Origin of the sequence: Vibrio antiquarius (assembly GCF_000024825.1) — a bacterium.
In the GTDB taxonomy this organism is placed as follows: Bacteria; Pseudomonadota; Gammaproteobacteria; order Enterobacterales; family Vibrionaceae; genus Vibrio; species Vibrio diabolicus.
Map to the genome: position 1 here is coordinate 222,914 of NC_013456.1, position 14,472 is coordinate 237,385.

Below are 14,472 nucleotides of genomic sequence, written 5' to 3' on the forward strand. Positions count from 1 at the left end.
TCACCTCAAGCAGCTTCTCTGCCTTTTGCCATTACAAGCAGAGCATCATATAGTGGCCCAAATAGGCTTCTATTTTGACTTTTTACTCTACGAAGTATTCCTTCTGCAGCATTTGAACTAATATAGTATTTTTCATCTAAGTTAGTGGACTTGTCGATAACATCTATTAGCTTTGAAGGAATTATTGTCTCTGGGTAGTCTGTGGCCTTGAAGTCTATACATTTATCATCGAACGCTATACCACCAGACATCCATTTTAATTTATGTTCTTTATCTGTTGGATCTAAAACTAAATTTACGTGATTTTGCTCTCTAAACTTTTCCAATACTGGACCGTGACTCATGAGCAAATGACGTATCATATTTTGACTAGTCACAGGTTTCTTTTCCCCTGTAATTTCTTGCTTTAAACGTCGGGCGACCCATTCGACAACAGGAACAGACACTGCATTCCCTAAAGCATGATAACGTTCTGTATCTGAGTCAGTCGCTCTTTCATGATTCAACAAAGTCCAGTCTTTAGGAAAACCTTGAATCCCTTCACATTCTGACGGAGTCAATCGCCTGACGGCATCAGGGTAAGAAACGTACGTACGACTCCAATCTGTGCCAGTATGCCGACCAGAAGTAGCAGCCAAACAATATGCTATTTGCGCTACTTTAGCTTTGCTTTTACTGCATTCACTAACGTCCAAAAATGCTCGCCTCAGATCTTTTGGTTTAGTACCTACCCCAGTTTCATACAAAGTTGAGAATGCTTTAAGGGGGTTTCCTCTAAAAGCGCAAATAAAAACTCTTGGCCTCGATTGAGGCGCACCAAAAAAGCGGCTATTTACAACACGCCAAGCAACAGCATACCCAATGCTAGTAAGCTTTTCTAAAATAATCCTAAAGTCTTGACCGTTATGAGAACTGAGCAAACCTACAACATTTTCAATGACAACAGCTTCGGGTTTATGTGATGCTATCAAATCAAAAAATGGATAGAACAAACCAGAATTACTTCCGCGTAACCCTTGCCTTCCTTTGGAGCCTCGTGCAACAGACAGATCTTGACACGGAAATCCTCCACACCAAACTGTAGCTTTAGGAATCTCACTTGCGTCTAAGTTGGAAATATCTCCGTGCAATGGGACCCTACCCCAATGCTTTTTGAGTACACTTTGACAAAATGCATTCAACTCACACTGAAAGCTTGGCTCAAACCCTTGATTTTCGAAGGCTAAGTCAAACCCACCAATACCAGCAAAAAACGAATTGAAATTTAATGTTGTAAGTTTACTTACCATTCGAGCGAAACCAAGAGTTAGAAAAGATTAAAATGATCGCTGATTATACTTGGGTTGGACAGGAATAGAAACAGCCAAACCTTCGTTGCTAGTGTCCACTGTAACCCAGCGTTATAGTTAATGTTGAAGCTAATATTAATTCGTAATCGATGGGCTTCTCAAGCAACATGGCACTGAGAAAATCCACATAATTACAACACCTTGCCCAAAGCTAACGAACGAGTCATACCAGCGACCTCAGCTAAGATTTCAGTTTTATTCATTTATTGTGTCAATGTTACTTCTGTTATGTTGTATAGCTTCATTGAGCTAATGCTGCTCAGACTACTCGATAACCAGCACTGTAAGAATGCAGGGTTGTTATATAAACACTATCTCACATCATTGATTCCAATCTTACTCATCATCCAATCTTCAACCTCCTTTTCATCCCAAGCCTTACTCTTACCTGATACGGTGAAGTTTTTTGGAAACTCACCATTTTTCATTAGCTTATAGATGGTGCTTTTGCATAGTGTTGTTTTGGTTTCCACTTGCTCTAAATTAAGAAAATTCAACATTTTAAAACCTTGTTATGTAGTTCAACTCATAACAAAGGCCGCTACGTTATTTTTTACTTTTCCTACTCGCCTACTCTGAGGCTACAGCTAACAGTTCCTGAACAAAGCAGCACACAAAGATGAATCACTTGCTGGCAGTACCAGCAAGTGATTCATTTTCATTACAACTGACGGTTCGCCGCTGCGAGAGCGTATCTATAAGCTGCATCTTTTCCTGCTGAACAGGCTGCGACTTTCCTCACCTCAACACGCTTCTCCGCGCTTCTTTCATCCACCAGTCGCCAAAGGTCTTCATTAGCTACCGGTTCTTTATTTGCCTTACGCCAATCTCGTCGCTTCCAGCCATCTAACCACTCATTAAAGCCTTTGACGCAATAATCGCTGCTTGAATAGATAATATCGCCATCTCTCGCATGCTTTAACCCAAAAGCAAGCACTGACAGCTCTAGGTAAGTTTGGTCTGCGACATAGCCAAAATACTCCCAATCTTCATGTTCAATGCACGCATCATCATCGATCACGATTAAGCCAACACCACCAACAAGACGATCTCTTTGCTTTCTCACCATGGCCGCTTCTACATAAATTTCTGTATTCATTGTCATACTCTCCAGAGACTAATAAGCCGATACGTTCTCTGATTCGGCTTGGTTGTTAATAACTTGCTTTACAGCGATTCCTACATAACAACAGCAAGTAAGTTATTTTTTACCTGTCTCTGGGCACGCTTGCTTTCTCCCCTCCAATTCCTGACAAGCCTGATTTAAAACCCTTTCAGATATATTTCATCAGTACGCATAACCAAACAGATACCCCAAGGAGCCCTTATGCGTACCCAAAAGACTGACCATGACTACCCCTTTGAGACTTCAGAACTCAATGAACTGCTAGAGCGTGCAGCCGAGGCTCTGGCTGTGAAATACAAACGTGAAGGCACCTTCACCAACCCCACTAATGTCAAAGAGTACCTAAAGCTCAAGTTAGGATCTCATGACCGAGAAGTGTTTGCCGTGATGTTTCTAGATAACCAACATCAGTTGATCAGTTTTGAAGAGTTGTTCTTTGGCACGATTGACGCCGCTTCGATTTATCCCCGTGAAGTATTGAAGACAGCACTAAACCACAACGCTGCCGCGGTAATTTTTGCCCACAACCACCCTTCCGGCATTGCTGAGCCTAGCCAAGCCGACAAACGCATTACTCAGCGACTTATCGACGCTCTAAAGCTCGTGGATATCCGCGTCTTAGACCACATCGTTGTTGGTGAAGGTTGTGTTTCATTTGCTGAGAAGGGCTTGATATGAGTGAGTTTATTGTTTCCGGACTTAGTGATGAGCTCGTTACTCCAATGCATTGCTTTCTTGATGCCCTGTTATTGGACAGCACCATTCCTAATACAGTTGAACGATTGGCGTTAAACATTCGTTCTCAAGAGACTGACCAACGATTTCAGCCCATTGAAATTCAATTAGAACGCACATCCAGTGATTCGCCCTGGCAGCTTCGCTTTATCGCAACCTTTGATGTTGTCGTCACAGGTACGCCACAAAAAGAGTTATCGCTTTATTTCAACTTCGCGGGTTGTTGGTTCTATCACCCTGAAATTAAGCAGTGCAGTTTACAACGGCCAGAAGTACAAACCTTACTCGCCAGCTGGCTTAAAGCAGTCACTCGCTCGCTCATCGCACACTCTGCAATCTCAATCGACATTACCCCCATTCGCTAATCTCCATTTCCCTCAAAGAGGTCACTATGAATCAAGCTGCTAACCTGGCTATGTTCGCATGCAAGCGAGCCAAGCCTTCACACCAACTCAAAGACTTAATTAAACGCTCTATTCATGATGTTAATTACCGAGGACGGCTAACTATCCGATTTAAGGACACCAGTTACCACCCGAAAGATGGAGGGTTTCATCCTGTCTCTATCACTATCGATGTTAAAGACAGCCATATTGCCATTAGGGAGATAACGGACCGCGTTTATGTGGGTGACAAGACACCGCAACTGGTTCTCGACCTGACTTTTGATTTTGCTAACAACGTCGCTTTCGCGCGCTTTAGCGGCTGGCTGGGCATGCACCTACAAGAAACCACGGAGCTGTATGAAATGTGGGAGTGTAACTTTCTAGCTTATGTAGCAATGGACGCTTACAACCAAATTCAGATTAAGTGTGGCTAATAACCAAAGCCAATCCACTTACTACCCCAGAACACTCCTCTTCCCTTACCAAACATTCAACACAACCACCCGCATAGAGCTACGCCGATGCCTGCTTCCCATATTGTTAAAACGGGAAGCTTCAATCCCTTATTGCACAAGGGTTTCTTGATATCGTCGGCTCTGTACTTCCCAAAACACCCTTCTACAGACAAAAAAGGAAGCAGATTATGGCTGAGGTCCAAGCAATCAAAAACGATGACACCATACGCCTGATTGGTCATTTGCTGAGTATTCGTTGTCATCCACAAATGGCCGATGTATGGCATATCGGATTAAACCTGGCACTGAGGATTTCTGATTTGTTATCGATTCGCTTTGAAAACATTCATGGTGACCGACTTATTATTCGTGAAAGTAAAACTGGCAAACTGGCAAACATTCAGCTCAATACCAAAGCGCAGCAGCATATTGCTAGATTAAGGGAGCAACATCCCGACCACATCTATTTGTTTCAATCCCACCGATGCCAACAGTTGAAAAACAAACCACCGCAGCCAATCACGCGACGTGCTGTGTCCATGGCATTTCAACAAGTAGGCCAAGAGCTAAATATCGCTTTAGGTACTCATTCGATGAGAAAGACGCGAGGTTACTTTCTCTACCAAGCCACAAAGGATATAGCCCGTGTCATGAAAATGCTTCGTCACACATCTGAGGGCGTCACCCTTCGCTATATCGGTATCACTCAAGATGAAGTCGATAAAGACTTTGTTTCTCTTGAACTTTAAACCGGGTCATTTAGTGAGGGGGCGGGACCGCCAATCCCTTATAAACATTAAGCTCAGAGCCTTTTTGAGTTTCGCAATTATTACATTTGAGAGCAAATAACATGAACCCATATCACGCAATAGGAAGCTTTCTAGTTGGCAGTTTATCGAAAAGTTTAATCCAAAACTTATTCTGGAAAACCAATCAACCAATCAACCAATCAGAGGTAGCATTGTATATTGCGATCTCGCATTTGGTACTGCTGAGCATTCGGGTGTCTACGTGGGAAATGGACGTATCATCCACCGTAATGGCAAAGGTCTTATCGAAGCTGTATCAATTCATCAATTCCTAGCAGATACCACAGCCCTTTCCATTTACGTGAGTTGCAATGCTCAGGGCCATTCCATTGGTAATGAGCAATGCGCTCAAATTGCAGAAGCTATGCTAGGTGTACAAACAAACTATTCCCTGTTAAATGAAAGCTGTCATCAGTTCTGTAGCTACTGCCTAAGTGGTGACATATTCTCCAACACCTTCACATTAACTCAGCTTAAAGGTGACGCTCATGCGCACATTCAAGCGAGTCAGTGGCGTGTATGGGACTTAAGGTATCGTCATAAAGGATAAGGGGATTCGCTCCCCCTTTATTTTTTGCTTTCTAGATAAAGACCTTGGTTCGCACCTAACGAATACTTCGACCTATACAGCGATTACCTTCGTCATTATGCTTCGTAGCATTCTTGGCAAAATAACTGAGCCTATAGAATAAGTCGTTAAATTGTTTAATAAAGTCCTTACTCTTTCTATCAAGGACATAACATGCATTGTCAGGGAAATGCACAAGGTGACGGATAGTATCAACATCACAGTTAAGTGCACTAGCCCAAGCACTGGTGATAGTCCATGCTAGAGAGCCTTCTCTTGTAATATTGCCCAACCTCCCAAAACGGTCTTCATTCAGGAGTAAAACAACGTGATAGTGGTCATGTGCCGATTTATCACGCTCCCTAACCCACACGAACCTAACGGTACAAGGATAAACTCTTATCCCTTTGCGGTGACATCTTCGTTCATGTGCTTTAAGTTTGGCCTTGAACGATTGAACAAATCGAGTAGCTAAATCTGTACGTCGAATGCCTAAAGCCTCATTGCCCATGATCTCATCACGGCTAAGGCAATCAAGAAAATCACCTTCTGGTTGTCGAAGATCAAATCGAACAGCAAAAACCGTCGGGTACTCATCGACAGCGTTGTCCATTGGTACGCGAATAACCTCCAGATAATCGCAGTTAAGATCATATGATAAGCCTAATGTAGGTAATCCTTGGTAGGTAGATTTCTTCATGAGATTGATTCCTGTGTTGTTCATCTACAGGAATCTCTTCTCATATAATTTTTTAGCGTATATCCCTAACCTACTTGAGGTAGGTATGGCTCTTCTAGATGGCTCATTTACCTACATATATTAACCATACCTGCACTTAAAACTGGCTTATTACTCAGTCACAGACCAGCTCTGACAACACTCCACCTATTGCCAAAGCATAAAATTCACTCTCAAGTTAGTTCGTGCTCCCAGACTGATTCAGACCGACATTCGAAAGCACATAACAGGTATCTTTGTGTCTAAAAAAGTACACATCAATAGGATATTCAGGCCCACTTTCCCCTATATGCTCAAGTAAAATATCTAGCACCACACCAGAAACGGATTCTATGTGCCTTCTCCATAATATCTGGAACCGTTTGTTTACTGTAATCTGATCTGTTTTGGCAATAATGTCTCTAGAACAAATTAAGTATTTTTCTAACAACTTGCTTCGTATTGCCTGGGAAACGAATTCATCAAAAAGATGGTGGACTCTCCCCGCTAATCTGTGACGATTTATCTCTTCAATATTTAGAACCGGGGTAGATTGATACTTTGTTTGGATGTTGTGTATGCAGGAGTTAAGTTCTCTGTTACTCACTAATGACTCCGCTTCAAACCTCCAAAGAGCTATGTTCTTTCCTGTAAATTTTTCGGGATTCATGATGCAGATAGATGCAACTTTTTTATACAAAGAAGGAGCATTCCCACCAGGCACAAATTTGATTATGTACCCATCATCTATAAGCTCATCTTTGTAACGACGTAACCTCTGTACCGTCATTCCGGTGATAGAGGAAAGATGAGAAAAACTAACACGTTCAATGATGCCTAAATCATCAGTCAAAGAAACCAACACGGCTCTAAGAAGACGCTTTGCCAACACTTCAGCACGCTCACCGATTAGGCCAGTTCCAATACCTAACATTGCTAGTATTGAAGCTAGCTTCTCTTCAGATTGCGCCTGAGCACTATCAAAACCTGCTGGATAAGCGACTGCATACGATGACTGTTCATCGTTAAAAATTACCTTATCACACATATATAAGCGTGCTACCGAACCACGAACTGTCGACTCTTTTATCTTTAACTTTTCCGCCAGAGATGCAATTGATAGGAACACGTTTCTTTGCTCTCTAGTACACCAAATCCAATGTAAGTATACGACTTTGTCCTGAGGCTTCAGCCCTTTCCAGGGCTGGAGAATTACACTAATCATGATCGTTACATTTTATTTATAATACCTATTAAGTTTATAATATCATAATTTTTGACAGTATATTATTGACATGTAAAGCTACATGTAGCAAAACAAGTTAAAGGAAAGATAGTGAGTAAGGAAATCGATGATTTTAAGAAGTGGGTTAATTTTAAGAACAAGAAAATGACCCAATGGGTAACTGAGTATTTTACTAAAAAAGGGATACCTAAAAGTCTTCCTTCCGTGGACGACATACTTACAACCTCTCGGCAACAGAACATCTTAGAGCAAGCTGAGCACTACTTTTCTAGAGTTCCAGAGCCAGCTTTAAGGAAAGAGAAACTATCGAACATGAAGAAATCTTGGGCGCAATACTGCCGAAGAAAAAAAAGAGCAAGAAAAGTGCATACTGTCTATGTTGATGACAAAACTCACACTTTTCTCAAGAAGGTTAAAAAGAAATATCGATTAGATAATTTAGGTCAAGCTGTAGAATCAATTATCGATGGAACGGCACTTAAAAGAGAGATTCGAAGGCTAGAAAGAGATAATGACTTACTGAATAAAAAGCTCGAAAGTTACGATTTGCTAAAGGCGAAAAGCCGTCAGAAGGAGGGCCAATTAGAAGAAATGCGTAATAAAGTAGACTCACTTGAAGAGAGAAACTTAATGTTGACGAAAGCGCTCGAACAGTTAACCGACTCACTATCTTCCTAGTTAATAAGCTCCTAAAACTAGAATTCATGCTTCATCCTTAAGGAATAGCCCTAGAGGCATCAGGAGATTGATAAACACGAGCAGCATAGACAGAAAAGCCATCAAAAACGCAAGCTATTCCTGATTATATGTGACACTGACAATTACGCTGAATTATATTATATGTATACAAGCGTCGATGTATCTTTTAGAGCACTTCAGGTCAACTTATCGGGCAAGCTCTCACATATTGATAGATTTATATCAACAAACGCTTGCCAAGTATAAGTAGAAGCATAATGCCTTCTATACTGTAGTTCTACTCGACAAATATCCGGTCTCGTATCATAGATACTACATTGTTTATTTTCCACATTGAGATGACGGCAAATGCCGTCACCTCGGTCCAAGTTCTTGGTCTCTGCGGATAAATCAACATTCGCACAACATTTACCGCATGAATAGCAAGGGAAAAGATTTAGGGTAACTTGGTTCATAAACTCATCAACCAAGCTCTAGTACTATCTAGGTTGTTGTCTTCAAAAGGTAACTCTATCTCTCTTCGACTTACTTCTTTCGACAACATCATACTTCTTTCGTATTCACAACTAACAGATTCTAAGTTGTCGACAAGTCCAGCTAGTTCATCAGGTGAAAGATTAAACTCAACTTTGGAAAGCTCAATCAAGTATCGATCAAGTTCAGCATTTACCGTCTGGAAGTATTCCAAGGTTCTCTTTTCTACTGACTTAAACTGATCTAGGTAATCCCATACTTTTCGCATTAATTTACTGTGATCTAAAAAGTATGTGATACCAATAGTCATTATGCCCGTAGCCACCGCGCTAACAAACGAGGCTAGTTCAATACCGAGAGGAAATGTCATCAGCGAGGCTAACTGTTGGTTAAGCATCACTCCCATTGCAACCGCAACACCAGTAGATAAAATACGTGTAACTTCTCGCACCAAAGCTCCAGGGCTAAGTCTCTGCGGATTAAAGAACAAGACTTTAGCAGCCGAAACTAAACTTGACCAAGTTTCACGGAGGAGTTTTCCAATCAACTTTTGAGTGGTGAAAAAGATGTTCATTATGGTCGAACTTAAGCTAGACAGGGCACCCGCTAAAGCCCCGTTTTTAAACTCTTCCAGAATATCTTTGAATCGAGTTTTGACCCTATCCCAAATTTTTAGTGCGGTAACCTTTAGCTTATTTAGGAACTTATCAAGTGTGAAATTTTCTTCTTTATCTTTAAAGATCTGAGGAATTGCATCTTTTATTTCAAACCAAACTTCAGCAAGAACAAGCCCTAATGCCTGTCTAACCCCCATAGCGAAACCAGCTTTACTAGACGCCATAGCAGTACTCTTAAAAAACTTACTGCTGGTATAGTAAGTGAAATTGATCTGCTTATCGTACTGCTGTCTTGCTCTCTTATCCGCCTCACGCATTTTGTCTTCATCAAGACTCTCAAGAACAGCAACCTGTTCACTTTGCTTGGTGATTTTATCTGCTAGTTTACGTTTTTCATGCTTTTGCTGTTTAGTTTCCGAGGGCATAGAAGCTAAACGCAGTTTATCTCTTTCAATATTGTTACGCTTGTTCTCAATTGTCCTTGGTACAACGGTTCCTAAGAAATCATCCATAGAATGATCTGACTTGAGGTTGTTGATGTAATAATGTGTCGATTGAAAATTTGAGTTCTGATTGGCAAGTTCTACGCCGTCTAGCCCTGCAAGCACTCTTCCCGCATCATTATGGACTTCATGCGATGAAATGATGTGGTCTAGTTGGCGTTTTTCATCCTGAGACATAAGCTGGTTACGATATTCGTCTGGCAAATTACCATCATGTTGCAGCTTTTTGTCTTCCTTTCCCTTCGCCTTATAATTCTGATGAGAGTGGTAACGATCTTCTCTTTTGGGTTTGTTCTTTCTATCAGTTACGATACTTCCGTCAGCATGATGTTTAACTGGTTTGTAATCCCCTTTATTCGCATACTCTGCTTGAACACTCTTTGAGACATAGATTTCAGCATCACCTTTTTGGTGCTGGCGAACATTGTGAACGGTTGCAACATCGCCACCTTTTTTGTCTTCAAAAAGTAAAAAATCCAAACCGAACGTCGTTACTAGACTTTTAGTAACCGTCTTATTTAGCTCATCGACTAGCGCAAAATGTTGTGAATTGGTTTCTGACATACCATACAGCTCCATTGAAAAGGGAGAAAAACCTCCCTTTATATCTCTTCGAGAACAATACTTACTTGTGAGTATTACTCGACTTTGCAAGCGTAGCTTTTATTCCAGACTCATTGATCACTTGCATTCCATCGCTATCAGTTTCAATTTGAACAATGTTTTCATCATTTAATACCACATTACCCTGTGCGTCTTTTTTAGGTTTAAACAGCGGTGTTGTAATGATATCAGTGAGAATAGCGGCAATTTGGTAGCCATTTTGAATTAGACGAATAACGTCATCTTCGAACTTGGAAATGTCAGCTTTGTTCGATAGCAATTGTTCAAAAGCTTTTAGGCTATCAAAGTATTCTTTAAATACTGAATACAGGCGTTCTATCTCTTTGTAAATTCTATCGGCATATAACTTAGTTTTGGCTAGTTGTTTGCGCCCCTTCTCCATCTTACCTACAGCTTCGTTAACTTCTGCTCGAGTTTTTCTTGCATCGCTTAATGCTTCCTCCGCATGAGAGGCAAAAGCCCACCCAGCAATCGCCATAATAGGAGCTGCAACAACACCACCAAGAACCATCGCACCTCCAGCCATACCAAAGCCACCAGCAGCAAGGGAACCTCCGCCAATAGCGGCCATAGTTGCGTTATATGCAGCAGCGCCAGATAGAGCGGCAATCGGTGTTCCTGTTGAAGCGGCAGCCATAGCCATAACGCCACCGTATACAGCATATGCAGCGGCAGCACCAGCAGCACCAGCTCCAGCGACCTTACTCATGTAAGCTGTTGTAGATAACGCGAGACCATCTATCTCATCAAGCTTATGCTGAGGGAAGTCAATTTCTAGGTCCTTAGAGTTGGATTGGTTCAATTTAACTAAAAGCTTTTCTGCAATTGTTCTGAACTCTTTAAAATCGTTACCAACTTGTAGTTGAAACTCACCGAGGCTGGTTAAACTTTTATTTGTCTGTTCATTCTGTTTGTCAAAGACAGTTCTCTCTTCATCGTACTTTCTCTTTGCAGACTCAATAATATCGTTTGCTTCAGACTTATCTTGATACCCGTCGTAGCCTTTTTTAGCTCCATAACTTGCTGCTGCAACAGCAGCACCTGCTAAAATAAATGGTAATGGCATGTTTATTTCTCCAAAAATTTTTCTGCTTCGAGCACAAGAGCCATCTGGCGCTGAACCCAATCCTTTAACTCTTCAATGATTGACAAGTCCACATTTAGGCTTTCCGCTACACTTTTTATGAAATTGTCTTCACTTTCTGCAATTACCTGATCCGCGTAAGCAACACCAACTAATTCAATTAGAAACGCCATTTTCTGCGCCTTTTCTGAAAAGATCTCAGAAAGCTTTTTAATATCAAACGTTTTATCTAAATTTGCACTGTTGTTACATTGAGCAGTGATTCCCTCCAAAAGTAGAGTTTCTCGTTCATCAACGTATCCATCAGCTGCAATTAACTCCTTAGAGAAGTAATATAATGCGGCTTGTTGTTCATCATTAAGGTGCTGAATAAACATTGCTATTTCCTTTCTTTTTATGGATGTTACAGACGTCTGTTCCAAAGCTCTTGAGCCACTTATCAAGTAAGAATGAATCAATGACTGTGGCTGACACTCTATAGGTACTTCCCAACTCTTCTATGACCTGGTCTTCCGACAGCGGTGTCTCAACAAGGTGGTATCCAGCCTGTTTATCTATATCAAACTGAACTCGACACAACTCTCCCTCGCCAAAACCAAATCTTCCGTCAGAATCGTATTTAGCCAACGAAAAGCTCTCCGGTCTCTTGAAATTAAATGACGAAACTATCGCATCATTTATACGATGAACGGCTAAGCTTCTTTCATTGTTGAACCCGTCAAACCGGCACACTAGATAAAGTCGAACTCCTTGCTGTGCAAGGCCGAGCGGCATAACTGTAGATGTTCTAACTTGCTTATTGGCATTGTGATAGGTTACGGTCAATAAACGATCTTCATACAATGCCTTACTTATATTTTCCAAAACTTTGTTATCAATTTTTGGCGCTAGAAGAGGTTGAGACTCTCGCACTACTTTGATTTTATCTTTCCACACACGATCTTTATGGTTTTTAGGGTCAAACTCGAGGTTATACCTAGCCTCTGTAAAGTGAGGTCTTAGTGACTGCATTACATCTTTTGGTAGCAGTAACTTTAGGTGCTTCTCTGCTAAAGCCAAGAGTAAAGATTCATGAGCATTAAGTGAGCTCACTCCTAGTGCGTGACTATTTCTATCAAAACTGTACCCATAAGGCTTAGAGCGAGTATCCCTATCTATGGGAAAGTGTTCACTCAACATCTCTAGATTGCGTTGTATTGTTCTTATATCTCTCGAAATGCCTATTACTTCTAATTGCTCTCGTATTTCTAGAGCCGTTATCTTTCTGTGCTTAGGGATTCGTTTAAGTATTTCAAGCACAAGAACTAATGAGTCTTGTGTACTTTTTCTTTTCGACAAAGCCAAGTTATTCCGTTGTTTAAATCTATCGTGACATTCGTTCCATAAATGAGAACATCGATACTATACATGTGAAACTAATCCATCATGTGACTTAATGCACACAAATTATATTTGATTCCAGCGACAAGTTATGTCGCACAAATATCAACCAGAAAAAGTTCAAAAAATAACGAATTTTACTTCGGTATACTGATCTCAGAGGTAAGTTAGCGACTGTCAGCACAAAGTCAGCACGTTAGAGGAGAATGAGATCGAAACATCGGAGGAGTGACCTACTACGACATAACTTGCCGCATAACAAAGTAACCTAATATCAATCAAGATATTGAAGGTAACGATATGTCAAAAAGTAAAGGCCATATTCATGCCCGTAGCATTTCACTTATTGATGAACAAAGCATGCCCCTTCCCAATAATGTTGGACTGAAAAACATACTAAAAAAAATTTCAGACTTAGAGAATGAAAATCAACAACTTACAAACAGAGTTTTACTCTTAGAGAAGCGTTTAAGTGTTGATTTTTTGACTGGCTTATCTTCTCGTGCTCAAGGCATTACACACATAGAGTCTCTAATTCAAGATAATGATATTGGAACTTTCTCACTGGTATTTATCGACTTAGATCAGTTGAAGAAAATTAACGACTCTGCTGGTCATGTTGTCGGAGATAGAATGATTGAAAGACTAGGTAGTATCTTGAAAAAAATGCAACTACCAAAGCAGACGATAGCTAGGTTTGGAGGAGATGAATTCATTGCCATCCTCCCAAACTACGACCACCAAAAGACCACGAGTTGGTGTAACTGCTTACAAAAAAGAACTAAGCTTCAGGAGCCGATACGTATTAATGGACAGCATTTCTACCTTTCTGTTTCAGTTGGATCCTACGTGCACCATAAGGCAAGAGAGCCTGAACATTTAGATGCAAAGCAACTAATAGAGAGAGCAGACAAAGATATGTATAAAAACAAACAAAGCAAAAACGACTCACTCAAAAAGTTATGTCTATAAAGTACCAAGCGGTGGGTAATATGGTGGTTAAAAAATATAAAATAACGAATTAAGTTCAATAAAATATTGATATAAGTGAATTTTCACAAATAAATCGACATTCAGATCCAAAATATTGAATGATCTAAAAGTCATCGAGTATTGAAACAAAAAAGCCCCGCTAGTGCGGGGCTTTCTTTTATTCATCTTTTTCCAAGGTTCTGTTATCAACGTAGGGCCAATAATGATGCCCGACTCTGATGAGCAACGTTGCCGCAGCTAAGATAAACGCTGCCAGAGATAACCACACAACCAAAACCGCATCCAGCTCTTTCATTCCGAGTGTGATATAGCGGGCGATCGCCATCATCGCGATATAGATAGGATAGCGTACCGGAATTTTTCCGTTCATCACGAACTGCTGCACCATGGCGAGCACTTCCAGATAGATAAACATCAAAAGAATATCCGTGAGTAAGACACGCTTCTCTACAAATACGTGCACAAACTCTTGCATCATGGCGTACAGCGTCGCCAAGGTAATAGAGACTAATAATACCGCCTCCAAAATATGGAAGATTTTCAGGAACGGTCGACTAAAGGATTTCGGTAAATTCGACGGCATGGTCCATTATCCAGACAAAGAAGATAGGCCTTGAGTTTAGCATGCAACGATCTTCAATCAATCATAATACTCAGGCGCCAATCAACACCAAGACCTAACATAGACCTATAAAAACGCTCCGCT

Annotated in this window: 18 protein-coding genes; 7 read left to right on the forward strand and 11 right to left on the reverse strand. The window is 40.8% G+C overall.

Annotation, left to right across the window (positions count from 1 at the left end):
* Positions 1–5 precede the first annotated feature (5 nt).
* From VEA_RS01105 to VEA_RS01115, 3 genes are all read right to left on the reverse strand, one after another.
* Positions 6–1,289: a DNA cytosine methyltransferase gene (locus tag VEA_RS01105; protein ID WP_006741824.1), complete on the reverse strand. Its 1,284-nt coding sequence runs from the start codon at positions 1,287–1,289 to the stop codon at positions 6–8.
* A 371-nt stretch (positions 1,290–1,660) separates the two neighbouring features.
* Positions 1,661–1,849: an AlpA family phage regulatory protein gene (locus VEA_RS01110; RefSeq protein ID WP_012841198.1), complete on the reverse strand. Its 189-nt coding sequence runs from the start codon at positions 1,847–1,849 to the stop codon at positions 1,661–1,663.
* 161 nt (positions 1,850–2,010) lie between these two features.
* A complete protein-coding gene (locus VEA_RS01115) occupies positions 2,011–2,448 on the reverse strand; it encodes an RNase H family protein (RefSeq protein ID WP_012841199.1) in 438 nt (145 codons plus the stop codon).
* Between the two features lie 228 nt (positions 2,449–2,676).
* On the opposite strand from VEA_RS01115, the gene radC reads away from it, so the two are divergent.
* From radC to VEA_RS23025, 5 genes are all read left to right on the forward strand, one after another.
* Positions 2,677–3,153 carry a RadC family protein gene (gene radC / locus VEA_RS01120; RefSeq protein WP_012841200.1) on the forward strand — a complete coding sequence of 159 codons (477 nt, stop codon included), beginning with the start codon at positions 2,677–2,679 and terminating at the stop codon, positions 3,151–3,153.
* Positions 3,150–3,575, forward strand: a complete 426-nt coding sequence (locus VEA_RS01125) for a DUF2787 family protein (RefSeq protein WP_012841201.1) — start codon at positions 3,150–3,152, stop codon at positions 3,573–3,575. Before radC ends, VEA_RS01125 begins: the two co-directional genes overlap by 4 nt.
* Positions 3,576–3,601: 26 nt before the next feature.
* Complete coding sequence (locus VEA_RS01130) at positions 3,602–4,030, forward strand: DUF2787 family protein (RefSeq protein ID WP_012841202.1); 429 nt, start codon at positions 3,602–3,604, stop codon at positions 4,028–4,030.
* Between the two features lie 209 nt (positions 4,031–4,239).
* Positions 4,240–4,800, forward strand: coding sequence for a tyrosine-type recombinase/integrase (locus VEA_RS01135; RefSeq protein ID WP_006741823.1), 561 nt, complete (start codon positions 4,240–4,242; stop codon positions 4,798–4,800).
* Between the two features lie 262 nt (positions 4,801–5,062).
* The gene (locus VEA_RS23025) at positions 5,063–5,410 is read left to right on the forward strand and encodes a lecithin retinol acyltransferase family protein (protein WP_012841203.1); all 348 of its coding nucleotides are present in this window, start codon (positions 5,063–5,065) and stop codon (positions 5,408–5,410) included.
* A gap of 55 nt (positions 5,411–5,465) precedes the next feature.
* Here VEA_RS23025 and VEA_RS01140 read toward each other — a convergent pair whose 3' ends face one another.
* On the reverse strand, positions 5,466–6,128 hold the full coding sequence (locus tag VEA_RS01140; RefSeq protein ID WP_012841204.1) for an inovirus Gp2 family protein: 663 nt from the start codon (positions 6,126–6,128) through the stop codon (positions 5,466–5,468).
* A gap of 217 nt (positions 6,129–6,345) precedes the next feature.
* Positions 6,346–7,371 (reverse strand): hypothetical protein, encoded by a 1,026-nt coding sequence (locus VEA_RS01145; RefSeq protein ID WP_006741821.1) that lies wholly within the window; start codon positions 7,369–7,371, stop codon positions 6,346–6,348.
* Between the two features lie 111 nt (positions 7,372–7,482).
* Here VEA_RS01145 and VEA_RS01150 point away from each other — a divergent pair, with 111 nt between their 5' ends.
* On the forward strand, positions 7,483–8,070 hold the full coding sequence (locus VEA_RS01150) for a hypothetical protein (RefSeq protein ID WP_041852871.1): 588 nt from the start codon (positions 7,483–7,485) through the stop codon (positions 8,068–8,070).
* A gap of 197 nt (positions 8,071–8,267) precedes the next feature.
* On the opposite strand, the gene VEA_RS24665 is transcribed toward VEA_RS01150, so the two are convergent.
* The 5 genes from VEA_RS24665 to VEA_RS01170 form a co-directional block, all read right to left on the reverse strand.
* Positions 8,268–8,546, reverse strand: coding sequence for a YkgJ family cysteine cluster protein (locus tag VEA_RS24665; protein WP_081441199.1), 279 nt, complete (start codon positions 8,544–8,546; stop codon positions 8,268–8,270).
* The gene (locus tag VEA_RS01155) at positions 8,543–10,249 is read right to left on the reverse strand and encodes a hypothetical protein (RefSeq protein ID WP_012841206.1); all 1,707 of its coding nucleotides are present in this window, start codon (positions 10,247–10,249) and stop codon (positions 8,543–8,545) included. Before VEA_RS01155 ends, VEA_RS24665 begins: the two co-directional genes overlap by 4 nt.
* A gap of 61 nt (positions 10,250–10,310) precedes the next feature.
* Entirely contained in the window at positions 10,311–11,375 is a 1,065-nt protein-coding gene (locus VEA_RS01160) for a hypothetical protein (protein WP_012841207.1), read from the reverse strand.
* A gap of 2 nt (positions 11,376–11,377) precedes the next feature.
* Positions 11,378–11,770, reverse strand: coding sequence for a tellurite resistance TerB family protein (locus VEA_RS01165; RefSeq protein WP_012841208.1), 393 nt, complete (start codon positions 11,768–11,770; stop codon positions 11,378–11,380).
* The gene (locus VEA_RS01170; RefSeq protein ID WP_006741818.1) at positions 11,751–12,737 is read right to left on the reverse strand and encodes a helix-turn-helix transcriptional regulator; all 987 of its coding nucleotides are present in this window, start codon (positions 12,735–12,737) and stop codon (positions 11,751–11,753) included. The genes VEA_RS01165 and VEA_RS01170 overlap by 20 nt, the downstream gene beginning before the upstream one ends.
* A gap of 336 nt (positions 12,738–13,073) precedes the next feature.
* Between VEA_RS01170 and VEA_RS01175 the strand changes: the two genes are divergently transcribed.
* Positions 13,074–13,745, forward strand: coding sequence for a GGDEF domain-containing protein (locus tag VEA_RS01175; protein WP_006741817.1), 672 nt, complete (start codon positions 13,074–13,076; stop codon positions 13,743–13,745).
* Between the two features lie 178 nt (positions 13,746–13,923).
* Here VEA_RS01175 and VEA_RS01180 read toward each other — a convergent pair whose 3' ends face one another.
* Positions 13,924–14,349 carry a phosphate-starvation-inducible protein PsiE gene (locus tag VEA_RS01180; RefSeq protein WP_012841209.1) on the reverse strand — a complete coding sequence of 142 codons (426 nt, stop codon included), beginning with the start codon at positions 14,347–14,349 and terminating at the stop codon, positions 13,924–13,926.
* Positions 14,350–14,472: the final 123 nt, after the last annotated feature.